The organism is Fodinibius halophilus, assembly GCF_011059105.1.
Lineage (GTDB): Bacteria > Bacteroidota > Rhodothermia > Balneolales > Balneolaceae > Fodinibius > Fodinibius halophilus.
Genome location: NZ_JAALLS010000009.1, coordinates 102,025 through 126,817, shown reverse-complemented (window position 1 = coordinate 126,817; position 24,793 = coordinate 102,025). Strand labels below are relative to the sequence as shown.

The 24,793-nt window shown below is 41.1% G+C and carries 22 protein-coding genes and 2 tRNA genes; 10 read left to right on the top strand and 14 right to left on the bottom strand.

Going from position 1 to position 24,793, the window contains the following annotated elements; translation table 11 throughout:
- Positions 1-87: 87 nt before the first annotated feature.
- The 3 genes from G3569_RS08615 to G3569_RS08605 all read right to left on the bottom strand — a co-directional run bounded on the left by G3569_RS08615 (position 88) and on the right by G3569_RS08605 (position 2,669).
- Positions 88-1,566, bottom strand: a complete 1,479-nt coding sequence (locus G3569_RS08615; RefSeq protein WP_165268113.1) for a phytoene desaturase — start codon at positions 1,564-1,566, stop codon at positions 88-90.
- Between the two features lie 73 nt (positions 1,567-1,639).
- Positions 1,640-2,308 (bottom strand): septal ring lytic transglycosylase RlpA family protein, encoded by a 669-nt coding sequence (locus G3569_RS08610; RefSeq protein WP_205720100.1) that lies wholly within the window; start codon positions 2,306-2,308, stop codon positions 1,640-1,642.
- Between the two features lie 289 nt (positions 2,309-2,597).
- Positions 2,598-2,669 (bottom strand) — tRNA-Thr (locus tag G3569_RS08605).
- Between the two features lie 200 nt (positions 2,670-2,869).
- On the opposite strand from G3569_RS08605, the gene G3569_RS08600 reads away from it, so the two are divergent.
- The gene (locus G3569_RS08600; protein WP_165268111.1) at positions 2,870-3,487 is read left to right on the top strand and encodes a rhomboid family intramembrane serine protease; all 618 of its coding nucleotides are present in this window, start codon (positions 2,870-2,872) and stop codon (positions 3,485-3,487) included.
- Between the two features lie 20 nt (positions 3,488-3,507).
- Here the strand turns inward: G3569_RS08600 and serC are convergent, their stop codons facing one another.
- Together serC and G3569_RS08590 are read right to left on the bottom strand one after the other, a co-directional pair.
- Complete coding sequence (serC, locus tag G3569_RS08595) at positions 3,508-4,587, bottom strand: 3-phosphoserine/phosphohydroxythreonine transaminase (RefSeq protein ID WP_165268109.1); 1,080 nt, start codon at positions 4,585-4,587, stop codon at positions 3,508-3,510.
- Between the two features lie 29 nt (positions 4,588-4,616).
- The gene (locus G3569_RS08590) at positions 4,617-5,825 is read right to left on the bottom strand and encodes a DUF1015 domain-containing protein (RefSeq protein WP_165268107.1); all 1,209 of its coding nucleotides are present in this window, start codon (positions 5,823-5,825) and stop codon (positions 4,617-4,619) included.
- Positions 5,826-5,991: 166 nt separating this feature from the next.
- Here G3569_RS08590 and G3569_RS08585 point away from each other — a divergent pair, with 166 nt between their 5' ends.
- Both G3569_RS08585 and G3569_RS08580 read left to right on the top strand, forming a co-directional pair.
- On the top strand, positions 5,992-6,315 hold the full coding sequence (locus G3569_RS08585) for a DUF1844 domain-containing protein (RefSeq protein ID WP_165268105.1): 324 nt from the start codon (positions 5,992-5,994) through the stop codon (positions 6,313-6,315).
- Positions 6,316-6,317: 2 nt separating this feature from the next.
- Positions 6,318-6,764: an NUDIX hydrolase gene (locus G3569_RS08580; RefSeq protein ID WP_165268103.1), complete on the top strand. Its 447-nt coding sequence runs from the start codon at positions 6,318-6,320 to the stop codon at positions 6,762-6,764.
- 93 nt (positions 6,765-6,857) lie between these two features.
- Here G3569_RS08580 and G3569_RS08575 read toward each other — a convergent pair whose 3' ends face one another.
- The 6 genes from G3569_RS08575 to proS form a co-directional block, all read right to left on the bottom strand.
- Positions 6,858-7,511: an energy transducer TonB gene (locus G3569_RS08575; protein WP_165268101.1), complete on the bottom strand. Its 654-nt coding sequence runs from the start codon at positions 7,509-7,511 to the stop codon at positions 6,858-6,860.
- Positions 7,512-7,760: 249 nt separating this feature from the next.
- The gene (locus tag G3569_RS08570) at positions 7,761-8,414 is read right to left on the bottom strand and encodes an energy transducer TonB (protein WP_165268099.1); all 654 of its coding nucleotides are present in this window, start codon (positions 8,412-8,414) and stop codon (positions 7,761-7,763) included.
- Positions 8,415-8,495: 81 nt separating this feature from the next.
- Entirely contained in the window at positions 8,496-8,888 is a 393-nt protein-coding gene (locus G3569_RS08565; protein ID WP_165268097.1) for a VanZ family protein, read from the bottom strand.
- Positions 8,885-10,405: an NAD(P)H-hydrate dehydratase gene (locus tag G3569_RS08560; protein WP_165268095.1), complete on the bottom strand. Its 1,521-nt coding sequence runs from the start codon at positions 10,403-10,405 to the stop codon at positions 8,885-8,887. Before G3569_RS08560 ends, G3569_RS08565 begins: the two co-directional genes overlap by 4 nt.
- Complete coding sequence (locus G3569_RS08555) at positions 10,399-11,073, bottom strand: phosphatase PAP2 family protein (RefSeq protein WP_165268093.1); 675 nt, start codon at positions 11,071-11,073, stop codon at positions 10,399-10,401. The genes G3569_RS08560 and G3569_RS08555 overlap by 7 nt, the downstream gene beginning before the upstream one ends.
- 12 nt (positions 11,074-11,085) lie before the next feature.
- Positions 11,086-12,552 carry a proline--tRNA ligase gene (proS, locus tag G3569_RS08550; protein WP_165268091.1) on the bottom strand — a complete coding sequence of 489 codons (1,467 nt, stop codon included), beginning with the start codon at positions 12,550-12,552 and terminating at the stop codon, positions 11,086-11,088.
- A 182-nt stretch (positions 12,553-12,734) separates the two neighbouring features.
- Between proS and G3569_RS08545 the strand changes: the two genes are divergently transcribed.
- Both G3569_RS08545 and G3569_RS08540 read left to right on the top strand, forming a co-directional pair.
- Positions 12,735-12,808, top strand: a tRNA-Met gene (locus G3569_RS08545).
- Positions 12,809-13,161: 353 nt separating this feature from the next.
- Positions 13,162-14,901 (top strand): PAS domain-containing sensor histidine kinase, encoded by a 1,740-nt coding sequence (locus G3569_RS08540; protein WP_165268089.1) that lies wholly within the window; start codon positions 13,162-13,164, stop codon positions 14,899-14,901.
- Between the two features lie 276 nt (positions 14,902-15,177).
- On the opposite strand, the gene G3569_RS08535 is transcribed toward G3569_RS08540, so the two are convergent.
- Both G3569_RS08535 and G3569_RS08530 read right to left on the bottom strand, forming a co-directional pair.
- Positions 15,178-15,831: a response regulator transcription factor gene (locus G3569_RS08535; protein WP_165268087.1), complete on the bottom strand. Its 654-nt coding sequence runs from the start codon at positions 15,829-15,831 to the stop codon at positions 15,178-15,180.
- 114 nt (positions 15,832-15,945) lie between these two features.
- Positions 15,946-16,368, bottom strand: coding sequence for a hypothetical protein (locus G3569_RS08530; RefSeq protein WP_165268085.1), 423 nt, complete (start codon positions 16,366-16,368; stop codon positions 15,946-15,948).
- Positions 16,369-16,468: 100 nt separating this feature from the next.
- On the opposite strand from G3569_RS08530, the gene aspS reads away from it, so the two are divergent.
- Both aspS and G3569_RS08520 read left to right on the top strand, forming a co-directional pair.
- A complete protein-coding gene (gene aspS / locus G3569_RS08525; protein WP_165268083.1) occupies positions 16,469-18,265 on the top strand; it encodes an aspartate--tRNA ligase in 1,797 nt (598 codons plus the stop codon).
- Positions 18,266-18,276: 11 nt separating this feature from the next.
- Complete coding sequence (locus G3569_RS08520; protein ID WP_165268081.1) at positions 18,277-18,987, top strand: DUF429 domain-containing protein; 711 nt, start codon at positions 18,277-18,279, stop codon at positions 18,985-18,987.
- A gap of 46 nt (positions 18,988-19,033) precedes the next feature.
- On the opposite strand, the gene sthA is transcribed toward G3569_RS08520, so the two are convergent.
- Complete coding sequence (gene sthA, locus G3569_RS08515) at positions 19,034-20,491, bottom strand: Si-specific NAD(P)(+) transhydrogenase (RefSeq protein WP_165268079.1); 1,458 nt, start codon at positions 20,489-20,491, stop codon at positions 19,034-19,036.
- A gap of 243 nt (positions 20,492-20,734) precedes the next feature.
- Between sthA and G3569_RS08510 the strand changes: the two genes are divergently transcribed.
- From G3569_RS08510 to G3569_RS08500, 3 genes are all read left to right on the top strand, one after another.
- On the top strand, positions 20,735-21,343 hold the full coding sequence (locus G3569_RS08510) for a superoxide dismutase (RefSeq protein WP_165268077.1): 609 nt from the start codon (positions 20,735-20,737) through the stop codon (positions 21,341-21,343).
- A 135-nt stretch (positions 21,344-21,478) separates the two neighbouring features.
- Complete coding sequence (locus tag G3569_RS08505) at positions 21,479-21,940, top strand: BrxA/BrxB family bacilliredoxin (protein WP_165268075.1); 462 nt, start codon at positions 21,479-21,481, stop codon at positions 21,938-21,940.
- Between the two features lie 304 nt (positions 21,941-22,244).
- On the top strand, positions 22,245-24,782 hold the full coding sequence (locus G3569_RS08500; RefSeq protein WP_165268073.1) for a SpoIIE family protein phosphatase: 2,538 nt from the start codon (positions 22,245-22,247) through the stop codon (positions 24,780-24,782).
- The last annotated feature ends 11 nt before the right edge of the window (positions 24,783-24,793 follow it).

Sequence of the window (24,793 nt, the reverse complement as noted above, 5' to 3'; positions counted from 1 at the left end):
AGTAAAATGACGATTCGCAATACAGTTGTGCTATTTAATATAAAAGAGAAGAGGAGTATTTCCAGTTATCTCATAACCGGGCAACAACTAAGAGTCGCAAATAAGTTGTTCCGCAATTTTAGCTGAAGAAAGTACGCCCGGTAATCCTGCTCCCGGATGAGTGCCGGCGCCAACAAAGAACAGGTCATCAATATCTTCTGATTTGTTATGGGGGCGGAACCATGCTGATTGCGTTAATATCGGTTCTACAGAGAATGCTGACCCTTTATAACTGTTAAGAGTCTGTTTAAAGTGGAGGGGATCAATATGATGCTCTACAACAATATTCTCTTCTAAGTTCGGTAGGTAGTTTTCTTCTAAAAAACTAATGATGGCATCGCGGTAAGGTTTGGCTTTGGTTTTCCAGTCAGTTCCGCTGTCTAGATGGGGGACCGGGGACAATACATAAAAGCCTTCGCAGCCTTCCGGGGCTAGCGACGGGTCTGTTTTTGTTGGCATATGCAGATAGAGTGAAAAGTCTTCAGCCAATTTCTTATCGTGAAAAATATCGGAAAGCAACTCTCGGTAGCGTTCACCAAGGATAATATTATGGTGTTCTAGCTCCGAATCCAGGTAGCGCCTCTTTGTACCAAAGTATATCACAAAAAGAGACATACTGTATTTCATGCGCTCAATTTTTCTATTGCTATATGTACTGCGATCTTTTTCATCGACCATATGCCGATAGGTGAAGGCAACATCAGCATTGGAAACTACCTGATCTGCTTTGTGTATGGTACCGTCTTTAAGTTGGATTCCGGTTGCTGTGCCCTTTTCTACCGTAATTTTATCAACTTCGGCATTGAGGTGGATCGTACCGCCTTGCTCGCGAATAAGTTGTGCCAGCGCCTCGACAATAGCTCCTGTGCCGCCCATGGCATAGTGTACACCCCATTCCCGCTCCAGGTAGTGGATCATGGCGTAGATCGAAGTTGTGTCAAAAGGGTTGCCGCCAACTAAGAGCGGGTGAAATGAGAAGACTTTTCTCAGGAAATCGTTTTCTATATACTTGGAGATATATTGATAGACTGTTTTGTGGGATTGGAGTTTGATAAGGTCGGGGATCACCTTAATCATATCCCAAAGACTTAGAAAGGGTTGGTCGGCCAGCTCAACAAAGCCTTTATTAAAAATGGCCTTGGTCGACTTTAGAAACTTCGTATATCCTTTTTTATCATCGGGATTCCATTTCTCAATTTCAATGAGCACAAACTCATGGTCACCGTTGTAATCAAACTTTTCACCTTCGGCATTAAAGATGCGGTAAAAAGGATCGCAAGGGACCAGTTTGAAATAATCTTCCCGCTTTTTTCCGGCTGCTTCAAAGATTTCATCAAATAAAAATGGGGCGGTAATAACCGTCGGTCCGCCATCAAATTTGAAACCGTCTATCTCATACACGTAGGCGCGTCCGCCCGGTTTATCACGTTTTTCAAAAAGTTCTACTTCATATCCTTGCGACAAAAGTCGTGATGCGGTTGCCAGTCCCCCGAAGCCACTGCCGATAACAATAATTTTCTTCTTCATATATGTATACTAATAAGTTGAAAACAGACTGGTACAACCACAAAGAAGGGGCATTCCATTCCCGGAAAAGGAATCAATTTTCAATCTGTTTTACGTAGCCGTTAAACCCTTTTTTGCTGAGTTTACGTTGATTCTGATGAGCTTCATCTTTGTCTGTATAAACCCCGTAGTACACTCGATATACCATTCCCTTTTGTAAGTTAACCTCTTCTACACGTGCTCCTTTTATTTTTTGAGAGTGGCTAAAGGCTTTGTTTTCTTCTTTGTAAGAAGCAAGCTGAACAGTGTAAGTGGGCACTTTAAGATTTTGGGGACGAGGGCCGGCCAAACTTCCCCCTACTAGTACAAGTTTAACATTGGCCGTACCCGGACCAAGCATATCTATTTTTTTTGCAGCTTTTTTCGATAGGTCAATGATACGATCTTTGGCATAGGGCCCCCGGTCGTTGATGCGCACTTGTACCGATTTACCATTATCAAGATTCTTAACTTTCAGAATAGTATTGAAAGGCAGAGTGCGATGGGCAGCGGTAAGACCGTGCATGTCATATTTTTCACCATTTGCTGTGAGCTTGCCGTGAAATTTTGGACCGTACCAACTGGCCCGGCCTTCCTCAATTATTGAACCTTTAGATACTGATTTCGCCTTTGCTTTATTTTCAGGTTTATCTAACCGTGAAGTAGTACCACAAGAGGTGATAAAAAGGGCTGCTGAAATGATAAGTAATGGGAAGTATCGCAAAATGTATGGTGCCGCTTTTGGTTCGTTTCAGATAATATATTTTGAGGAACAGTAAAAATCCATATAAAAAGGGAGTGTAACAACCGATAGTTATTGATCTCCTAAGAATATAGTTTTTTGTTCATCTATTGAGTAAATCTATTATGAGTTTGAGATTCTGGAAGTTGACGGAAGGAAATAAACAACAACAGCTCCTTGGCGCAATTGTTGCTACCTAAGATAATGAGATAGGTTGTGCAGAGTAGCTATATCAAAATAGTTTTTAAGGCTGTTTATAGCCTTAAGTAAGAGCCGGTGACTGGATTCGAACCAGCGACCTATTCTTTACGAGAGAATCGCTCTACCCCTGAGCTACACCGGCTTGGAAAAGAAAATGTCTAAGTTGAGTGTTCTGCAAACCTTTTAATACAGATGCCGTGTAAAACGCATGTTTGAGAACGTGCCCCAATATAAGCAGTATGGATGATTGTTGGCAACAATATTGCTAACAATTGCTGGCGCAAAATTAGATTGGCGTTCGGTATTGGTCTTCTCTATTTTCAGAAACTAAAAATCAGTTTTATGGAAAGCTTTATATCAAATAGTCCTGTTACATTTTTCGTGGTGGCCATAACAGTGGCTGTTTCACTCGTTGCCCTATACCTATTTCCCCCTCTTACTGAATGGGGGTATTTAAGACCTTATCGTACCGTACGAAATAAGTCTTGGTATGAACTGTTGACCTCAGGTTTTTTACATGCCAATATTGGGCACCTTTTTGTGAATATGTTTACACTCTACTTTTTTGGGGCGGTAATGGAGCAGGTGCTTGGAGGTCGCTACTTCTTAGGGTTATATCTGTCGGGACTTATCGTGGCAGGCATTCCATCCCTCATAAAATTTAAGGATGATCCTAATTATGCTACTCTGGGAGCTTCAGGAGCGGTAGGTTCTGTGTTGTTTGCTTTTATTCTCTTATTTCCGATGGAGGGGATCATGCTTATGCTGATACCAATTCCGATTCCGGCATTTATTCTGGGTATCTTATATTTGATGTACAGTATGTATGCCAGCAAGCAGGAGCGAGGTAAGATCAACCACGAGGCACATGTGGCCGGAGCACTTTGGGGAATGCTTTATCTAGTACTGTTTGTGCCGAATACGGTTGATCATATATTAACCGTATTCGGACTTATCTAAACAGTGATATCGGTCTGTAATTAACCGTTATTTTTTCTGAAGTCTTTCATAAAGTTGACTAATGTTTCAACACTTTCACGGGGGCAAGCATTATACATGCTGGCACGGATACCGCCTACACTGCGATGTCCTTTGAGTGTCATCAGGTCATGTTCTTTTGCTTCAGATAAGAACTTTTCTTCCAGCTCTTCGGAGGGTAAGCGGAAGGTTGCATTCATCAAGGATCGGGAATCCTTTTCTACAGCCCCGCGATAGAAATCGTCGCTGTCGATCTCATCATACAGCAGTGCGGCTTTCTTTTCGTTAAATTGCTTAAAGTATGGAAGGCCGCCTTTTTCCTGCACCCATTCCAGGACAAGATTTACCATATAGACATTAAAGGTAGGAGGCGTATTAAATATTTTTTCTGTATGTGTTTGGTACTGCAGAATTGTAGGCACATTTTCGGTATCCGCTTTGGCAAGGAAATCTTTACGGATAATAACAATAGTTACTCCGGCAGGGCCAACATTTTTTTGAGCTCCTGCATAAATGAGTCCATACTTTGAAGCATCAATAGGCCGGGAAAGAAGATCCGAAGAGGCATCGCAAACTAAAGGGATGCCGCCGGTTTCCGGTTCTGAGGGAAATTGTGTGCCTGCTACCGTATTATTGGAAGTGAAGTGCACATATTCAGGATTGTCGCTAAGCTCAAGCTCATCGTTCGTGGGTACTCGGTCATAGCCGGAATCAGCACTTGAAAATGGACGGTGCACATTGCCAAAGATCTTAGCTTCTTTGATCGCTTTATTAGACCAACGCCCGGTGTCGATATAATCAGCGGTTTGATCTTGGCCTAAAAAGTTGAAGGGCGTCATCATAAATTGTGAGCTGGCTCCTCCTTGTAGAAACATGATTTCAAAATCATCGCCCAGATCAAGTAATTCTGTAAGTCGGGCTTTGGCCTGTTCGTCAATGGCCTCATACTGCGGGCTACGGTGGCTGATTTCCATGACGGAGCGCCCCATGCCTTGGTATTCTGTAAACTCTTTTTGAGCTTTTTCAAGTACTTCAAGGGGAAGTGTTGCGGGTCCTGCACTAAAGTTGTGAACGCGATTCATAGTAATTTGAAATTTAGAGATGTTGGGAATTAAAAAGTGTGAACTAAAAGTCCGGATCGTAATTTGGGTTCAAACCAAGTTGATTTAGGAGGCATTAACATACCCTCATCAGATACTTCTACAAGCTCTTCGATACTTGTCGGATACATGCTGATAGCCATATCAGCGTCACCATTGTTGACAAGCTTTTCCAGCTCTTCGGTACCTCGAATACCCCCTACAAAAGAGAGGTTCTCATCTCTTCGGGGATCCGAAATATCCAGCAGAGAAGATAAAAGGTGCTCTTGCAAACGGTGAACATCAAGTTGTTCTACGCTATTGGGGTTATCACTGATGGGGAGTGTCATGGCGTACCACTTACCATCAATATAAATACTGATATTTCCTTTTTGAGATGGGCTGGGTGCTGCTCCGGGTGTCAACTTAAATTTTTCATGCAGCGTTTCCAAGAAGCCGTCGGGGATATCATGGACTACCCGGTTGTAGGCCATAATATTCATGTTCGACATTGGAAAAAGTACCGCCGGAAAGAAATTATATTCTTCATTTCCTGTATGCTCCGGGTTCTTCTTTTTTTCTTCGGCCGCCGCGCGTGAGGCGCTTTTACAGCGGTGGTGTCCATCAGCAATATATAAGTTGGGAATAGATTCAAAGGCTTTGACAAAAGCATCGGTATTAGAGGCTTTCCATAGTTTATGGACGACACCATCTTCTGCCTTGAAATTGAAAAGAGGTTCTTCCTCCATCGTTTCCTCAATGAGTTTTTCCGTTTGCTCATCATCTTTGTAGGTAAACATGACCGGCTCTGCGTGAGCTTGCTGCGTCAGAAGATGTCGAGTTCGGTCATCTTCCTTTTCGGGACGAGTTAATTCGTGCTTAAGAATGACGTCTTTGTCATAGTCATCGACTGAAACACAAGAAAAGATGCCTGTCTGGGGGCGCCCTTTTCTAATCAATTGATAAACATAAACATGGCGTTGATCTTCTTGTTGCAGTGTGCCATCAGATAAAAATTTCTTCAGATTCTCAGCCCCTTTTTCATAAACACGATCGTCATGGGGATCCGTACCTTCAGGAAGGTCAATCTCCGGACGTATTACGTGCAAAAAGCTTTTGGGTTTGCCTTCTGCCAAGGTGCGTGCCTCTTTAACACTTATAACGTCGTAAGGTACACAAGCAATTTCTTCTACGGTGTCGGGGGTTGGTCGCCAAGCTTTGAAAGGATGTAAAATGGCCATTTTTAAATTGTATATCAGTGTAATGAATTAGTTGTTTAGAGCCTCTTAAAGTACTTGGATGTTTTCAATATTTAAAGAACTTTGTTAATAATTTATATTTGCTAATAATTAATTCTTTCCTTTAAAGACCTTATTTTAGGATGAATTTTAATAAAACAGATTTCTTATGGATCAGACAAACTTAAATGGTGATAATTTATCAGATGATGAGCAGCAACAATTGCTCTTTATGATGCTAGTTCAACAGCATCAGCAGATTGCACAAATGGGTATGGGGCAGCTAGAGAATCCTCAGACCGGTGAAAAGGAGCGTGAGCTAAAATCGGCAAAGTTTGCTATTGATACGTTAGTAATGCTTCAGGAGTATACGGAGGGGAATTTGCCTGACAAGTTGAAAAATTATTTAACTGAGACGCTGAATAATCTTCGTGTAAATTATGCCGATGAAAGGGAGAAAGAAGGAGATTCGGAATCTGGTGAAAACCAATAATAATGTCGGATATTGAACCAATTACAGCAGCAGGCGGGGTATTATTTAAAGATGAGTCGGAAGCCACCCCGCCTCAAATTGTTCTTATATATAGAAGGGGAGTATGGGATCTACCCAAAGGCAAAATTGAAGAGGGAGAATCTATTGAAGAGTGTGCTGTGCGAGAAGTAGCAGAAGAAATTGGCTTATCTGAGTTACCTAATATCGTTGGGGGACTACAGCAAACCTATCATGAATATGAACAGGATGGAACCTGCTATGGTAAGACTACATACTGGTTTGTAATGCAGTATGAGGATTGGTGTGATGAACATTTGAAGCCGCAGGCTGAGGAAGGTATTGAGCAGGTCCAGTGGGCTTTTGTGAATGAAGCTATTGGCAAGGTAGGATATGCAAATCTGGAAGAAGTGTTAACGACATTTGCCAGCTGGATTTCTTCAGCTGAATAGAACGATAGGTGTCTATTATCTTTTTTGGATAGAAATAAAAAAGGGAGATACACCTGATGATGTATCTCCCCGAAAGTAAAATAGGTTACTATATTAGTTCTGGAGCTGGAAGGTAATTGGCAGACTATATTGCACACGTACGGGTTTACCACGTTGCCGCCCAGGTTGAAATTCAGCCTTTTTAACTACGCGAAGTGCCTCTTTATCGCAACCACCCCCAATACCTCGGATAACACGAGGGTTTTCTACATTACCATTTTCAGTAACAACAAACTGAATGATAACTCTCCCCTCGATACCCGCTTTTCGGGCCATTTCAGGGTATTCAATCTGTTTTTGAAGACCAGCAAGTCCTCCTTTTAGTTTGGGCATATTTTCAACCGCAACAAAGAAGTCTTCGCCGTCATCTTCTTCTTCAGGTGGAGGAGGCATATCCAAGGGTTCATCTAAAGACATTTCAGCATCCAGATCAATGCTCTGATCTTCGATAATTTCATCATTGGGTACTTCAACCGGCACCTGTGGGCGTGGAGGGGGCGGTGGGGTTTCTTCCTGCTTGGTTTGTACGATATCCTCCATCTTGGTGACTTCCTGTTCTTCAGTCAGGTCCGTATTGGGTTTTTCAGCAACAAACTCAACCTTCATTGCTACAATAAAAATGAGAAGTACTGCTACCATGCCCAACTGTAAAAAGACAGTGTAGTAGTTCCTCAGATCAGACTTAGGCTTCTTTCTGTCTGAACGCATAATTACCTCCGCGTTAAATTTTTAAGAAAAATGTTTTTATTAGGAAACCTAATGAAACAAATAATTCTGATAAATCTCCACTTAAATAACAGGAAAAACTAATAATTTGTTTCATTCCTAGGTTTTGCTGCAAAGCAGAGGTGATTAAACGTAAACATATGGGCGATTATTACTATAAAATGTGAGATACCTCCACTTTATTCCATTTGACTGCTTGTTTTTTTAAACCTGATCCTAAGTTTCTAACTCTTAATTTTGCAATCTGAAGACAATACTTTGTGACATTTTTACCTTTACTGGTCTACCTCTTTGACGACCGATACTAAATTCAGCATCTCGGAGAACTTTTTTTGCTGCTTCGTCGCATCCTCCTCCCAAGCTGCGTAATATTTTCAGATTTTGAGCTTTGCCTTTTTTATTTACAATAAACTGTATGATTACCCTGCCCTCGATACCTGCTTTTCGGGCCATTTCAGGATATTCGATATTATTGTACAGCCATTCTTGTCCCCCTTTCATTTTTGGCATCTCTTCAACAATGACAAATAGCTTTTCTTCGTCATCCTCTTCTTCGGGCGGGGGCGGCATATCCAGGGGTTCATCTAAAGACATTTCAGCATCCAGGTCAATGCTCTGATCTTCGATGATTTCATCGTTGGGTACTTCAACTGGTACCTGTGGTCGTGGAGGGGTTGGCGGGGTTTCTTCCTGCTTGGTTTGTATGATATCTTCCATCTTAGTGACTTCCTGTTCTTCAGTCAAGTCCGTATTGGGTTTTTCAGCAACAAACTCAACTTTCATTGCTACAATAAAAATGAGGAGTACTGCTACGATGCCCAACTGTAAAAAAACAGTGTAATAGTTGCGAAGGTCCTGAGTCGGTTTTTTGTATTTACCTCTCATGGCGCAGCTTTATTATGAGTTTAGTACTATATGTATAGTACAAATAAATAACAAGAAGGCGAAAAAGTCAAAAAGGAAGAGTTATTTATTGGGGATCGTTTTCTTTAATGCCCATATAGCCAATAAGCATCCCAGAATATCGGTGGCCAGATCGGCCCAGTCGCCATGGCGGTTTAGGGGAAGCAGGTGCTGGAGGACCTCAACCATGAGTCCAAAACCGATTCCAATAAGACATATAACCCATAAATTGGTAGGTGTTTTCCAACGAATATCATGGTATAAACCAAGCACGTAGGTCCAACTTCCAAATAGAAGTAGATGCCCAATTTTGTCATAGGTCCACAGGTCATTGTGGGCAAAAGTTTCAGCAGGCAATAAGGTCAGGCTTAACATAACGATGGTTAATCCAATAATAGCAAGGGGTAATAAGAAGCTATTTTTTGATAGAAAGGAGTAGAACAAATGAATCTTCATATAAAGTCTGTAGGTTCGGGTACTTCCTGGCTTTGTTTTAAAAGATGATCCAGTTTTTGTTTTCCATTTAATAATCCCATTGCACAACTTGTATCAGGTGAGTATCCCAGTGCTAGATAGGATGCAATTTTACCTGCCAGTACATCACCATTACCGGCTCTGGCAAAAGGAGTAGTGTCGTAATTAGTTAGATAAGATTTAGGTTCAGGTGTTCCAATAATTCCGGGCATGCCTTTTGAGAGAAGGGTAACACCTTCTTTTTGAGAAATTTGCTGCACAATTTGCAGACGTTGGTAATCTGTATCAAAGTTTTCAGCTGTGAGTTTACTCAATTCTCCCGGATGCGGGGTTAAAATCCAATTCCGGTCATGAGGCTTTGGCCATTCTGTTAACTGGCTTAGGCACCATAAGCCATCGGCATCAATGAGCGTGGGTTTTGAGTTTTCCTCTAAAATCGACTGTACAAATTCAATAGTGCTTTTATCACGTCCAATGCCGGGTCCAATAAGTAATGCTCCCTCCTTTTCACCAATAATTTGCAGTGACTTTTGTATATGTTTCTTTTTGAAGAAGAAGTCATCTCTGTCACCTACCGGTTTTTTAATAATAGAGGGCAGGGTTTGTTCATAGATTGGGAGAGTACCTCTCGGGCAGATGAGAACGATTGCTCCTATTCCTTCAGCCCAGGCACTTTTGGTTGCCATAATAGCTGCACCGGTTAGTCCTTCAGAGCCGGCAATTACATAAAGTACCCCGGAATCGTATTTGTGTTTACCAGTGGGGGATATCTCAGTAGAGTTCCAGCTTTCATCCAACAAAAAGCTATGACAGTCCTGTTTATACTTATTAGGAAAAGGAAGTTCACAGTAGTCAATCTTGCCGGTCAGGTTTGGTCCGTCTCCAAGATAAAATCCCTGCTTGCGACCGCCGAATGAATAGGTATGGTCAGCTTGAAGGGCAATGCCCATGATTTCGCCGGAGTCTGCATGTAGGCCGGTAGGAATATCCATTGCAAAAACAGGAGTCTGTTGATGGTTACACCACTGGATAGCTTCTGCATATTTCCCGCGCACATCGCTATTTAAGCCGGTTCCCAGTAATCCATCTACAACAAAATCAAAGGTGTCGAGGGGTTTGGCATCATTCCAGCTTTCATAAATTTTAAGTCTGTTGTGTTGGTCATACTTGTGAAGCAGCTGCAAGTTTGTTCTCGTGTCTTCACTAAGATCATCACTACCACTGATGAAAACTATGGAAGCTTTTATATCATTTTGTAATAAATATCTAGCCAAGACTAAGGCATCTCCGGCATTGTTGCCTTTTCCACAGAGGTAGAGTCCGTTCGAAAGTTCCGAATATTGATCAAGAAGCAGTTGGCTCGCAGACTTTCCTGCTACTTCCATCAGGGTAAAACCATCAATACCTATATTTTGAATAGTTTTTTGATCTATCTCTTGACTCAATTCAGAAGTAAGCAGATAATGAGAAGCTGGGGCTTCCAGATTTGTATTTACCATATTACTGTAAGCATGGTTAATTCAATAATAGTGAGCAGAAAACCTGCTGCAGCACCTGCAAGAAGTTCTGTCCATGTATGAATCTTCAGACGGTATCTTGCCCAAATGATTAATGGTAAAAGTAGTAAAAGGATTAACAAGGGTAAAATAGTAGTTGCAAAAGAAGCGGGTAAAACTTCTTGCTGAGAGAAGAAAAGGAAAATAGCACCAGCCGAAGAACCGGATGCTGAGTGCATGCTAATCTTCCACCAAAAGTTTATACCATAGCCGATTCCCGCATTTATAAGAAAGATCAGTGCTATAATAGGTATGATTATATGCGTATTTGCCACAGTATAAATAGTAAAGGCGAATAATGAGCAGCCGAGCGAAAGTAAAAAGAGTTGATTTCGTGATTTTCTCTCAGGCAGATCAATAGAAGAGATTTGCTTCGTTTTTAATAAGTATAACGATGCAGAGAGTGGTATTATCGTGTAGAAGATAAGGGCTGCTGCCGTAATCCAAGCAATAGAACGTAGGGGCAGTTCAACTAATATTGCCAATAAAGCTATAACAACCGGAGGTAGAAACAGTGGATTTAAAAGATCGGATATCAAGCCGGCAGTGCCAGTATTTCGAAAGCGTTGTCTTATACTGAATTTATTGTGTTTTACTGATATCCGATCCAATGTTATCTCATTTTAATAGGCACGTGCAAATAGAACTTTTTGTTCTGATGGTTTGCCCGTAACCATACATTCACCTTCTTCGCCGTCCTCAAGTGGAATGCAGCGAATCGTAGCTTTTGTTTCGTCTTTGATTTTTTCTTCTGTTTCGGCCGTACCGTCCCAGTGGGCATAAACAAAGCCTCCCTCATTTTCGATCACTTCTTTGAACTCATCATAAGAATCAACAGAGTGAGTATTATCCTGGATTCTTTGTTGTGCCGTTTCAAAGAGTTTATCCTGGATGGTTTCAAGAAGGTTTGCAACTTTTTGAGCAATCCCCTCACGGTCAACAATTTCTTTATTACCGGTATCTCTACGTGCGAGTTCAACATTGTTGTTTTCAAGATCACGAGGTCCAATGGTCAGTCTTAGTGGGATGCCCGCAGCTTCATGCTCATTGAACTTCCAGCCGGGACTCATATTTTCACGGTGGTCAAGTTTAATTCGAACATTCAACTCTTTGAGTTCATCCATGATTTCATGGCAGTAATCAAGCACTTGCTCTTTTTGCTCATCGCTTTTCCAGATGGGTACAATAAAAACTTGATTGGGGGCTAGTTTAGGAGGCAATACTAATCCTTGGTCATCGGAATGCGTCATTATCAAACCACCGATCAGTCGGGTCGAAACACCCCAGCTGGTTGCCCATACATATTCATGTTGCCCTTCGGAACTTTGGAACTTTACATCAAATGCTTTTGCAAAATTTTGGCCCAGGAAGTGTGAAGTACCTGCTTGCAGGGCTTTATTATCTTGCAGCAGCGTTTCGATACAGTAGGTATCTACGGCGCCGGCAAACCGTTCTGATTCTGTTTTAACGCCGGTAACTACTGGCATCGCCATATATTCTTCGGCAAAAGTGCGATAGACTTCAAGCATCTGCTTGGTTTCGTCTACTGCTTCTTCTTTTGTTGCGTGAGCAGTATGCCCTTCTTGCCATAAAAATTCCATGGTACGCAGAAACAAGCGGGTTCTCATCTCCCACCGAACGACATTCGCCCATTGGTTAATGAGGATGGGAAGGTCACGATACGATTGAATCCAGTTTCGGTACGAATCCCAAATAATAGTTTCAGAAGTGGGGCGAACAATAAGCTCTTCTTCCAGCTTTGAGTCCGGATCAACTTCTACGCCGTCATCAGAACTCTGTAGTCTGCTATGGGTTACAACCGCACATTCTTTAGCAAAGCCTTCAACGTGTTGGGCTTCCTTTGATAAGAACGACTTGGGGATGAAGAGCGGAAAATAGGCATTCTCATGGCCTGTATCTTTAAACATTTGGTCAAGCGCGTCTTGCATGTTTTCCCACAGGGCATACCCATTGGGACGAATTACCATACAGCCGCGAACAGGAGAGTGGTCGGCCAGCTTTCCTTCACGAATTATGTCTTGATACCATTGCGAAAAATCTTCGTCTTTACTGGTGATTTTCTTTGCCATGAGAAATAGAAATGTTCAGTGCTTATAGGTTTTCAAATTAATAAGCTTGAAAATAAGGTGATTTAAAGGAGCCTCAAAAAAAGATGTGTTATTTCTGAGGAGAAAGATTAAAAAAGCAGAAAAAGTACTTAATATTTATCTATTAATGCTTTATATTTGGCAACTCTTGATTTGATCGACATGCCGTGGTAGCTCAGTTGGTGAGAGCGTCGGATTCATAACCCGGAGGTCGGCGGTTCGAATCCGCCCCACGGTACTTTTTATTCTGGAGTATTTTTAAAAAAAGTACTTTAGAAGTCTTGGTTTTTTTGAAATAGTCTCTAAAGTGTTGAATGCCTCTCTCTACAGAACATTATTTGGCAATCATTGGAAAAATGTTGCGGGATATTACAAAGGCATTGAATATTTAATTTAGTTGCTAATAATTAGTACAATTATTTGGTAACAGAAAAGTGGTACGGTTGGGTATAAAAAATAGGGGTACTACCATATACATTTGCGAGGGGAGTATTTAATATTCCTCTCTTTTTGTGTAGCAATTAGCTTTCTTGCATATCAGGGTTTATATGTTAGTGAGCATTTCTTTGTTAAATAAGTAAAAATAACCTTATGGTTGGCTTATTAAATAGCATCAGCAATAATAGAAGTCGGATTGCTATTATTTTAGTATTTGTGGTACTGGCTTTGTTTATGATGGTCGGTAGCTATTATGGAATCAAAACACTTTCTTCGGTTCGTGCTTATATCGCCGGTGAAGGGCAGTGGACAAAAGCTCAAAAAGAAGCCGTTTCTTCATTATTAGAATACAGTATACATAAAGAACCTTCCTACTATAAAAAATTCCAAGATAAGTTAGAGCTACACCAGGGGTTTGAAAAGGCTCGCAAGACATTAATGTCTGATAATCCCCATTTGGATGTTGCTTACCGGGGCTTTCAGCAGGGTGTAGGCCAAGACAAAGATATAGATTTACTTATCTGGGTTACTCAAAATTTTAAGGATCTGGATCTTCTGCAGAAAGCAATCGGTATTTGGGCTAAGGGAGATACCCATATTGAAAAACTGGAAAAGCTGGGAGTACAGCTACATACTGCTATAAAAAAAGGGGAGCTTGGTGTCGAGAAAAGAGAGCAAATTGTAGCAGAAGTTTCTTCAATTGATCGTAGACTCACAGAGCTGGAGGGACAATTTTCGCATACAATGGGCGAATTGGCAAGTTGGGTAAGAACATTGATTTTTTGGACTATTACAATCGTTGGGATTACGCTTTTGTTGATTGGGTATTTGGTTGTCAATTCATTTTTTAGAGAAATAAATAATTTGAATGATAAGCTTTCCAAGAGTGAATCAAAATTTAAGAAGGTTTTGCAGCATTCTCGTGATGTTGTTTATCAGTTGGACATTCAGTCTGGGCAATACAAATACATAAGCCCCTATGTGGAAGAGATGCTGGGCTATTCTACTGATGTATTCTTGAAAAAAGGTCGATCTTTTGTATTAGATCATGTCCATCCGAAAGATATAAAGAAGATGAAACAAGAAATTATGGATATGGAAAAGGATGGCCATAGCGAATACTTCGCAGACGAAACAGAGTTTCGTATTAAAACTCATGAAGGAGATTACATTTGGGTTAATAACCAACGCGCATTGGTAACAGATGATTGTGGCGAGCCTGTTGGGGTTGTGGGAAGTGTAAGAGATATTTCAGAACGCAAGAAAAATGAGGTAGAGATTGAACAATCATTAAAAGAGAAACAAACTCTTTTAGAAGAGATCCACCATCGGGTAAAGAATAACCTTGCTGTTATATCCAGTTTGTTAGAGCTGCAAAAGCATGAATCTTCTGAGTCTCTGGTATCTGTTTTTGAAGATACGCAGTCGCGCATCCGGTCTATTGCAATGATCCACGAGAAGTTATATCAGAATGAGACGCTGTCAGCAATCAATATTCAAGAATATATCGAAGATTTTACGGGAATGGTTTCTGATGCTTTTAATTCTCAGCAAAAAAATATAGCAATTACAAAAGAGGTTAAGAGCTTTGATCTGGATATTACAAAGGCTGTGCCCTTGGGACTTATTCTTAATGAACTGTTAAATAATGCTTTTAAACATGGTTTTAAAGAGCTCAAAGAAGGGGAGATCGTAGTATCACTCGATGAAACAGATGGGATAGTGCATTTTTCAGTTGCAGATAACGGAAATAAGTTACCCAATGATTTTTCACTTCAGGAAAGTAGCTCTTTGGGGATGACGTTGGTGAAGACATTGACCCAACAGCTTGAGGGAGAAATTGATATTAGCCAAAATGGGTGGACAAAATTTGGAATCTCTTTTCAAGTATAAATTTGTCTGTATCCTTTTTGAGCTATCTAGATAGCAGTTACGTTTTTTTTGATGATTATAGCAGAGTTTCTGTAAACCTTAGGAGAAGAGTTGACGTGGTAAAGAGGTAATGACAGGCTTCAAAAAAATTAGCAGCTATCCTGTCACAGATAGCTGCTAAATATCATCTACAGACGGCTATTACCCCATTTGCACTTATAAAGTAATGGCCATGGCTATCAGCATCAATAGCGATAAATATGTATTTTGGTATACGTAAAAATACGTAGATGCTGATTATCCCACCGAAACCAAGTCGTGTTCTAGAGCATAGCGTACGAGTTCTGCAATATTTTTCAATTCCAGCTTTTCCATCAGATTTGCCCTGTGAGTGTCTACGGTACGGGGACTGATATATAATTTTTCAGCAATCTCTTTACTTGTAAAGCCATCTACAATTAACTGCAGTATTTCTTGTTCGCGGGTGGTAATGGAAAGCTCTTTGTGCTTATCTTTACTATTAGTTTGATTCAAAAAAGATTTTTTTATCAGATTGGAGATCGGGTCACTAAAAATTTGTTGTCCCTTCATAACCGCCCGAATGCCGTTTAGTATATCAGCTTTATCAGTATTTTTTAGCAAATATCCATTGATATCCGCTTCAAGAGCATCATTAAGTAGTTGTTCATCGATATGCATCGATAGGATGATGATTTTTGTATCAGCATCGAGGTTGCGAATGTTCAGTGCTGTTTCTATACCATTTTTTTTGGGCATGCTAATATCAAGGAGGCATACATCGGGTTGCTCTTTTTTGAATAGTTCAAGACATTCATCGCCACTAGATGCTTTACCTACAATATCGATATCTTTTGAAGATGAGAGGAATGTACTAATGCCGTAACGCACAATTTCATGATCGTCAGCAATAAGAACAGAGATAGATGTCATAGGTATCCCTCTTTTGGGCGATCCCGAACAACAATAGCCAATTTAAGTCCGGAGGTTCAGAATTAGTAAAGTAAGTAAAGCTCAGTAATTTGAGAAATAGTAATTTATCTCCTGTTATATAAGTAATATATATAGGCCAACCAATGATTTAAATGACCATAAAAAGGTTCGTATCCAGTTGGTGTAGACTAGTTTTTTAATAAGCCGGGGTTCAGCCAATTCTTGAAGACGCTGATGCATAGGGGCTTGTAAGATAAAAGTGGAGATCCAAATGAGAACTACAAGCACCAGACCGGCGATATTAAAATCCCATAAGGTTTTGAACGCTATAACAAGCCAGATGGAAGTTATAAGTTCAATAAGCATTGGTGGTATGACAACATAGCCTGTGCGTTTAATATGGTTTTTATGATATAAAGGAAGGTCTTGAGCGTTAATATCCAAGAAACTGGGATAATGAACAATCTGGACAAACCATATGAGCCCCGTCATAAAAAGGGAAGATGAAATATTTATCAGCAGAAGAAGATCAAACATAAATTATCACAATAACAGTAAGCGATTGGTCTTCATAATACTTATTTTCAACATTTCTAAAAAAGGATTTCAAATTTATTAGTAATAAGTAGTAACTCATATGACCTGGAAACGAAGCCATCATTGTTCTGAACTGACAACCGAAAATACAGGCGAAGAAGTCATACTTAATGGCTGGGTAGCAACACGACGTGATCTGGGTGGTGTAATTTTTATTGATCTCCGGGATCGGTATGGAATTACCCAGATTGTTTTCTATGAAACGGATAAGAACCTGCATAAAAAAGCCGAACAACTTCGAACCGAGTATGTTATCGGTATAAAGGGAGTTGTTGAAAAGAGAGGCGAAGAAAATATTAATGATGAGCTAACTACCGGTGGTATTGAAGTTCGGGTTACGGATCTCGAGATCTATTCTGAGGCAGAAACAACGCCTTTTGAAATTAAGGAAGGGATACCCACGAATGAAGAAACTCGGCTCAAATATCGTTATTTAGATCTGCGACGTCCTGATATCCAGGAAAATATGGTCGTACGATCAGATTTCTATCAGTCAACAAGGGCGTACTTTCACAATAATGAATTTCTTGAGGTGGAAACCCCGGTCCTTATGAAAAGTACCCCGGAAGGAGCTCGTGATTACTTGGTGCCCAGCCGAGTGAGTCCGGGCAAGTTCTTTGCATTGCCTCAAAGTCCCCAGACCTATAAGCAGCTGCTGATGGTTTCGGGATTTGATCGTTATTTCCAGATTGTAAAGTGTTTCCGGGACGAAGACCTTCGTGCCGACCGCCAGCCTGAGTTTACACAAATTGATGTCGAAATGTCGTTTGTGGATGAGGATGATATAATGGAGATGACAGAAGGGTTAATGCAGAAATTGCTTAAAGATACTGTTGATGAGGAGGTCACGGCCCCTTTTAATCGTATGACCTATAAAGAAGCGATGGAAACATACGGTACCGATAAACCCGATACTCGTTTTGGGTTGGAGTTTGCTGATTTTTCTGAACTGGTTAAAGATTCAGAGTTCAATATTTTTTCGAGTACTGTTGAGAAAGGCGGTGCTGTTCTTGGTATAACCGTTCCCGGACAAGGTGATATGGGACGCGGTGTTATTGATCGTTTAACAGAAAGAGTACAGAACGAGACCGGGGCTGCGGGACTTATTTACATTAAGTTAAATGAGGATGATGGCGTAAAATGCAGTGTCGAGAAATTTCTCAAAGATGAAACTGTAGATGCCATGGTAGATGAGGCTGACGCTGATATGGGAGATCTTGTATTGATTTTGGCAGGTGCTAGTCCTGATGTCTATAAGCAGTTAGGACAGCTTCGTTTGATGATGGGAGAAGAGTACAACCTTATCGATGAAGATGCTTATGAATTTTTATGGGTCACTGACTTCCCATTGGTAGAATACAGTAAAGAGGAGCATCGCTACCATGCCTTGCACCACCCCTTTACAGCTCCCCATCCTGAAGATCTCGAAGAGCTCGACGATAATCCGGAAGAGGTACGATCCAGGGGATACGATTTAGTACTTAATGGGTATGAAATTGGTGGTGGTTCTATTCGTATCCACGACCGGGAACTACAGACCCAGATGTTTGAGCTACTGGGTATTGACAAAGAGGAAGCCCAGAAGCGTTTCGGCTTTTTGCTTGAGGCCTTTAGATATGGGGCACCTCCCCACGGTGGTATCGCATTTGGTGTAGATCGTATTGTCATGATCTTAACCGGAGGCACAAGTCTTAGAGACGTTATCGCTTTCCCCAAAAACCAAAAAGCTCAGAGCTTAATGGACAACAGTCCTGACTATGTAGATAAAGAGCAGCTAGATGATCTGCATATTAATCTCAAGGAGTACGCAAAAGAAGAACAACAAGAACAAGAATAAAATCATCAGAAGTGAAAACATTAGGAATAGATGGCTGTCGGGCTGGCTGGATTGCAATTAGTTTGGATGAAGAGCATGCCGGCTATTGGCTGCTAGAGTCTGACAAAGAGCTAAAAGAGTTCTTAGAAGAGTTCGATCGCACCTTTATTGATGTGCCGATCGGGCTATCGCCCTCTGAATATGTGCGTAAGTGCGATGATGAACTGCGAGATGTATTGGGGCCGGATTACCAAGCAAGTGTCTTCAATCCTCCCATACGCCCGGCATTACATGCCCCCACTTATGGTGAGGCCTCTATGACCAGCTACGAAGAGACAGGCAAAAAAATATCTATCCAGGCCTGGAATATTACGCCTAATATTCGAACGATAGATCAATTTTTGCAGAACAGTGAAGAGCTGAGAGAGAAAGTATTTGAAAGTCACCCGGAACTGCTTTTTCGAATTTTAAATGGCGACAATTCTATTCTGCAGAAGAAGGCCACAAAAAAGGGACTTCGTCACCGTCTAAAACTTTTAAAAGATCAGAGTAAGTTTGCCGACGATTTCTTCCGTGATATCAAGGAAGAGTATCGGCGAAACCAGGTGGATGAGGATGATATCGTAGATGCAATGGCACTGGCATTGTTTGCACTCAAGTCTTTGGAAAAGGAGATAAAAACATTGCCTGATGATCCTCCGGAGGATGAAACAGGTTTACCTATGGCAATTCATTACGTATAAGAAAAAAGCAGCTTATTAACCAGGAGATGAGACACACATTCATCTATTATTGCTCCTGGTCTTCAAGGATATTTTTATATTTTACACCGGCTTTGTATACCCTATTTACGCCATTAAATGCCGCAATACGATATGCTTCACTTAGTGTGGGATAATTCATGACGTGATTTATGAAATACCGGATATCTCCATCGTAAGCCATTACCGATTGTCCTAAGTGAATGAGGTTTGCAGCTTCATCTCCGAAAATATGAACCCCCAAGAGCTTGAAATTATTGCTGTTGAAAACCAGTTTGAGTATGCCATTCGTATGGTTGGTCATATCCGCTTTAGCAATATTCTCAAAATAGGCACGTCCTACCGTTACATCCATGCCCATCTCTTTTGCTTGCTTTTCGGTAAGGCCGATATTAGAAATTTCAGGAATGGCATAAATACCATAGGGAATTTGGTCGGGAACTTCCAGGGCGGGGATGCCAAACATATTGCATGCAGCAAGACGACCCTGAGAAAATGAGGCAGAAGCAAGGCGGGGAAAGCCAATTACATCACCGGCAGCGTAAATACTATCAGTATTGGTTTTAAAAGAGTCGTCAGTAACAATGAAATTATTGTCGTCGGTTTCTATTTGTGCTGCTTTCAGGTTGAGGCCATCGATATTGGGCTTTCTTCCGCCGAGAAAGAGCACATGTTCGGTTTCCAGAACCTGTAACCGTTGATCTCCGGATTTTTTATTGAATTTGACCTCGGTATGATTTCGAAGAGCGTTAAATTCAACATCTTGGATAGCAACATCGGTTTTAATATTGATGCCCTTATCATTAAAATGTTGCTCGAGCTGTTCTTTTATTTCGTGATCGAGAAATGTAAGATAATCTTCACTGTCCGCTAAAACGGTAACACGGGTACCCAGAGCTGCAAAAGTTGTGGCATATTCAATAGCATTTACACCAGAGCCAATAACGGTTAATCGCCGGGGAATATGTGTGAGCTCAAGAATTGATTTATAGTCGAGTATCTTATCGTTATCTATTTCAAACTCTTTGGGCTGAACCGGGTTGCTGCCGGTGCAAACCAAAATGTATTCAGCGGTATACGTTTCGGTAGAGCCAAAATGTGTTTCAACTTCTACGGTGTGTTCGTCGACGAGTTTTCCGAATCCCCGGGCTACATCTACTTCATTTTTGATGAGGTCGTTTTTGACCTTTCGGTTTTCCTTTTCCAGAATCTCTTGCTTGTATTGCAAGAGATCGGCCATTCGGAACCGCTCATAGGGCTTTTTATTTTCGTGATCCCCGAACTGGTCATTAAATTCTAAAATGGTTTTGGCTGCCTCTCGAAGTGCCTTGCTGGGTACAGTTCCCGTATTTATCCAGGTACCCCCAAGATAATCTTTGTGGGATTCTACCACGAGGGCTTTTTTGTCAAATTTAGAACTCTGCATGGCACACGAAAAGCCGGCTGGCCCGGATCCAATAATAATTACGTCGTAATTGTGGCTCATAATAGAATATAAAAGCTAACAGCTATGTTTTAATTCAGTTCTTTAAAATAGGATAAAATCATCATGATTTCTCCTTTTTTCGAGACCTTATTTTTCGATACGGGATGGAACGAAGAGATCTGTTTTTTTGATTGGGACTGTGAATCTTAGATGCTAAATTTAAGGGTCTGTACCGTAATGAGTTAGCAATATTCATTATTATATTATTAACAACTATTTGAAATTTAAAACTAAAAATTAATTATGGCTTACGAATTACCTGATCTTCCGTACGATTACGATGCATTAACACCGCATATTGATGAACAAACAATGAGAATTCACCATGGTAAACATCACCAGGGATATACCAATAAGGTGAATGCTGCACTTGAAGGACATGAATTTGCCGAACTGCCTATTGAAGAAGTCTTGCAACGTATTACTGAAGTACCTGAAAATATTCGTCAGGCAGTAATTAACAATGGTGGTGGCTATGCCAACCATAAGCTTTTTTGGACTATTCTTTCTCCCAATGGCGGCGGTGAGCCTACCGGTGATATTGCTGGAGCAATTGATGAAGAGTTTGGCGACTTTGATTCGTTCAAAGAAGCATTTAATAACGCCGCAACGGGACAGTTCGGTTCTGGTTGGGGTTGGTTGTGCGTTAAAAGCGATGGTAGCTTAGAAGTGTTATCTACAGCGAACCAGAATAGCCCGTATATGAATGGGTTAACACCTATCCTTGGTGTTGATGTTTGGGAACACGCCTATTACCTAAACTATCAGAACGAACGCGGAACCTATGTTAATAAGTTCTGGAACTTGGTCAACTGGGATCAAGTGAATGAGTATTATAATGATGCTCGATAAGGCAAAGGGCACATTTTGGTAAATTACAGAAAAAGCACTCCATATTGTCATGGGGTGCTTTTTCTTCTTCAATACTTCATATTAGAATGTTATATTAACTTTTTGAATACTAAGCAGAAATAAATACGATTACTTATGCAATTTGGACTAGGAGCAGGCCCCGATGTCTCATGGATGCGCGAAGAATTAACGGATCTCGGAATTGAAGAGTTAGAGACAGTTGAAGATGTAGATCGTGCGATGGAAGAGTATGATGAGGGCACGATGTTAATGGTGATTAATTCGGTTTGTGGTTGTGCAGCCGGGAATGCACGGCCGGGTGTGAAGATTGCGCTCGATGAGTCGGACATTCAACCAGACAACATGGTTACGGTATTTGCCGGCCAGGACAAAGAAGCAACAGCCCGTGCACGCGAATACTTTAGTGAATACCCACCATCGTCTCCGGCTTTTGCATATTTTAAGGATGGCGAAATCAAGGCGATGATACCACGTCATCGTATTGAAGGTCGAACAAAAGTAGAAATTGCTGATGACCTTAAGATGGTTTTTAAAGCTTTTGACGGAGAAAAAGAAACTGAAGATGCTGAAAGTTAACATCTGATCTTTCTTTATTGATAAATGTTTCAAGCCGGTGAACAATCTGTTCATCGGCTTTTTTATGTTTATCTCAATTGTAATATTCGGGGTGGGTAACACCATATCTGTGCTCAAATAAAAACGAAAGCAGAATTAGAAAATTACAATAGAGGTAACAATTTGGCATGAGAAATCGTAAGGTTATCTCTTATGAGATTGTATATTTGAGTGTCACTTGATGGGATAGTTCGCACAGGTAAAACGAAATATACTATACAATGGATCTTGGTTGTAATAAGTACAAATATTTAAGGTCGGATTGATGGGGCAACGGTTAACATACTGGATCTTTCTTGGGGTGATGGGCTTTGCAGCTTTTTTCTTGTTGCATGCTTCTATTGCTTTTAATGCCAACGCTCCTATCGATCAAAGTAAATCTGCCGTTGAAGGGAAAACGGCACAGTTGGCAACGCAGTTGGGATTTACAACCGATAGCCTTCAGATGGTAGCTACGCGGACGCAGCATTTGAACTATTATGATGTATTAAGAGATTCGGCAGGATCCGATTTGCCACCGGCCGCGGTATTGAATGAGAGGGACGTTAATTTAACGGGCTGGCTGGTGCAAATGGGAACCAGGCAAAGTCCAGGCGCAAGAGTAGTATATGATAAAAATAGTTTTTTGTCGGAACTGGGTATCTTAGACATCCGGTACGATCAAGAGGGAAAGGTAAGACGCATTTCTGCGTATGCACAAAACCCTAACCCCACTTTTGTCGCAGGAGATTCGCTCTTTGCTATCGCAAATCGGATTGTAGGTGATATATTTGATTATGATCTGGGTCAGTACATCTTGAACTCCGTGGATGTACAGGATACCCTGAAGGGCTCAACTGAACCGGGCTTTGAAAAGCAATCCCTGAATATGTCTAACAGCAGTGTGGGCAATAATATGGTTTTCCACTGGAAGAAAAAGAATTTTGATAGTCCGGGACCACAAGAAATTTCCCTGGAAGTGGAACCTATGATCAAAGAAAATAATGCCTCCAACATGGCGAGGATCCAGTATGGAGTTGCCATTGAAGAGTTTAGAGCCTTAGACAAGTATGAGCCTGAACAACTCGATTCCGTTCAGAGCATTAGCAAATTGGATTTGGTAACGACTTTTGTATCGCTGGGTTTGTTAGCATTTCTGATCTTCTTTTTAGGCATAAAATATATCAACAAAGGTCAGGTTGAGTGGCGACGGGCCATTATTGTACTCGTGAGTATAATGGCAGCAGTTTTATTATGGCGAACCTTGTATCTGCTAAGTACAATAGATGTATTCCTGAGTATTACAAGCAAAGCTGTTTTTGTGCTTAATAACTTATTGTACGCTGCTGTCATGGGGTTATATGCGGCAATGGCTTACATCGGATGGGAGGTAATAGCTCGTTCACGAGATCAGGAGCAGCTAAATTTAGTAGATGCTTTTTGGCAAAATCAGTTTTTCTTTCGAGAAAATGGGGAAGGCCTTTTGCGTGGGTATGCAGTAGCAGGAGTGATGTTGGGTATTTTTTCCGTAGGATTGTACGCATTTGATACGCAATATTATCAAGCCGACAGTCAGTTTGGTTTTGCTGAAGCCAGCATGCAGCCCAAGTTATTGACGATTAATATTTCAATTTGGATTAATGCGGTACTGGTGGCCTTAGGCCATGTGGGTGTTGTTACTGGGTTTTTATCATCCAAGATTAATAACCGGTGGTTATACTATGGGGTTGGTACCCTTACCTTGGGTCTACTTTTTACAGGTGTTGCTAAACTCTTTGGTATCTTTGGCCCCGGCTGGTATGATTTGGTTATCTTTTCTGTTATCGGCGCGGTTGTATTATATGTGATGGAGAAGTCTGGTCTGCTCTCATTTGCAACCGGCTGGTGGGTATTTATGGCAATTGTTATGATTATGCCTTACTGGGGATCGTCAAGTATGGATGTCGCCTACATATCCTGGGCACAGTTTATCATTCTTGGGCTCCCTCTCCTTTATGGGTTTATCGCCTTTAAGTATGGAAGTTCTGTTCACGAGTTAAGTGGATATATTCCTGCATACCAGCAGCGTATGGCCGATCATTTGCGGGTGGAAAAGGAAATTGAAATTGCACGTGAAAGTCAGTTTAAGCTGATGCCTCTGAAGCCACCATCCATTGAGGGCGTTGATGTCTATGGTTTTTTTATGCCTTCATTTGAGGTCGGAGGAGATTACTTTGATTACATCGTTGGGCATAATGGGTCAGAAAATAGCAAAGTGCTGAATATGACTATTGTAGATGTTTCCGGTAAAGCGATGAAGGCCGCCATGCATGCGGTATTTACCAGTGGGCTGTTGTTGTCACGACTGCATCGTGATGCACCTGAATCTATCTTAAGGGAGATTACCCCTACTTTATATAGCCGTACTGATCCGCAGACATTTATCACCTGTCTTATTGCGCAGTTTCATTTGTGCAGTAAAATGTTAACGCTGGCCAACGCAGGACACTGCCTGCCAATCCTGAAGCGTGATGGTAAGGCCGAGTTTCTTAGTACCCCGGATCCCAAATATCCATTGGGTGTGCAGGAAGCTGTAGATTATAAAACGCAGGAAATACAAATGCATGAGGGTGACTTTCTACTGCTTTATTCTGATGGACTGCCGGAAGCGGTAAATCCTGAAGGAGAGCGTTTTGGTTTTGATAATTTAGTATCACTTGTAGAATCACTGGATACAGAAAGTCGTCCGAGCAACGAGATATCAATGGATATTAAGCGACGAGTTCAAAAATTTAGCGACTATCAATTGGCGGATGATACCACTATCATATGTCTAAAGGTTTAACAAATTATATT

What these genes read in the sequence shown, in the direction of transcription:
- G3569_RS08580 (WP_165268103.1), top strand. Translation starts at nt 6,318, where the DNA reads ATGTCGGATATTGAACCAATTACAGCAGCAGGCGGGGTATTATTTAAA.
- sthA (WP_165268079.1), bottom strand. Translation starts at nt 20,491, where the DNA reads ATGAGCCACAATTACGACGTAATTATTATTGGATCCGGGCCAGCCGGC.
- G3569_RS08505 (WP_165268075.1), top strand. Translation starts at nt 21,479, where the DNA reads ATGCAATTTGGACTAGGAGCAGGCCCCGATGTCTCATGGATGCGCGAA.
- G3569_RS08500 (WP_165268073.1), top strand. Translation starts at nt 22,245, where the DNA reads ATGGGGCAACGGTTAACATACTGGATCTTTCTTGGGGTGATGGGCTTT.
- G3569_RS08560 (WP_165268095.1), bottom strand. Translation starts at nt 10,405, where the DNA reads ATGGTAAATACAAATCTGGAAGCCCCAGCTTCTCATTATCTGCTTACT.
- G3569_RS08575 (WP_165268101.1), bottom strand. Translation starts at nt 7,511, where the DNA reads ATGCGTTCAGACAGAAAGAAGCCTAAGTCTGATCTGAGGAACTACTAC.
- G3569_RS08570 (WP_165268099.1), bottom strand. Translation starts at nt 8,414, where the DNA reads ATGAGAGGTAAATACAAAAAACCGACTCAGGACCTTCGCAACTATTAC.
- G3569_RS08615 (WP_165268113.1), bottom strand. Translation starts at nt 1,566, where the DNA reads ATGAAGAAGAAAATTATTGTTATCGGCAGTGGCTTCGGGGGACTGGCA.
- G3569_RS08565 (WP_165268097.1), bottom strand. Translation starts at nt 8,888, where the DNA reads ATGAAGATTCATTTGTTCTACTCCTTTCTATCAAAAAATAGCTTCTTA.
- aspS (WP_165268083.1), top strand. Translation starts at nt 16,469, where the DNA reads ATGACCTGGAAACGAAGCCATCATTGTTCTGAACTGACAACCGAAAAT.
- G3569_RS08585 (WP_165268105.1), top strand. Translation starts at nt 5,992, where the DNA reads ATGGATCAGACAAACTTAAATGGTGATAATTTATCAGATGATGAGCAG.
- G3569_RS08510 (WP_165268077.1), top strand. Translation starts at nt 20,735, where the DNA reads ATGGCTTACGAATTACCTGATCTTCCGTACGATTACGATGCATTAACA.
- serC (WP_165268109.1), bottom strand. Translation starts at nt 4,587, where the DNA reads ATGAATCGCGTTCACAACTTTAGTGCAGGACCCGCAACACTTCCCCTT.
- G3569_RS08535 (WP_165268087.1), bottom strand. Translation starts at nt 15,831, where the DNA reads ATGACATCTATCTCTGTTCTTATTGCTGACGATCATGAAATTGTGCGT.
- G3569_RS08530 (WP_165268085.1), bottom strand. Translation starts at nt 16,368, where the DNA reads ATGTTTGATCTTCTTCTGCTGATAAATATTTCATCTTCCCTTTTTATG.
- G3569_RS08540 (WP_165268089.1), top strand. Translation starts at nt 13,162, where the DNA reads ATGGTTGGCTTATTAAATAGCATCAGCAATAATAGAAGTCGGATTGCT.
- G3569_RS08600 (WP_165268111.1), top strand. Translation starts at nt 2,870, where the DNA reads ATGGAAAGCTTTATATCAAATAGTCCTGTTACATTTTTCGTGGTGGCC.
- G3569_RS08590 (WP_165268107.1), bottom strand. Translation starts at nt 5,825, where the DNA reads ATGGCCATTTTACATCCTTTCAAAGCTTGGCGACCAACCCCCGACACC.
- proS (WP_165268091.1), bottom strand. Translation starts at nt 12,552, where the DNA reads ATGGCAAAGAAAATCACCAGTAAAGACGAAGATTTTTCGCAATGGTAT.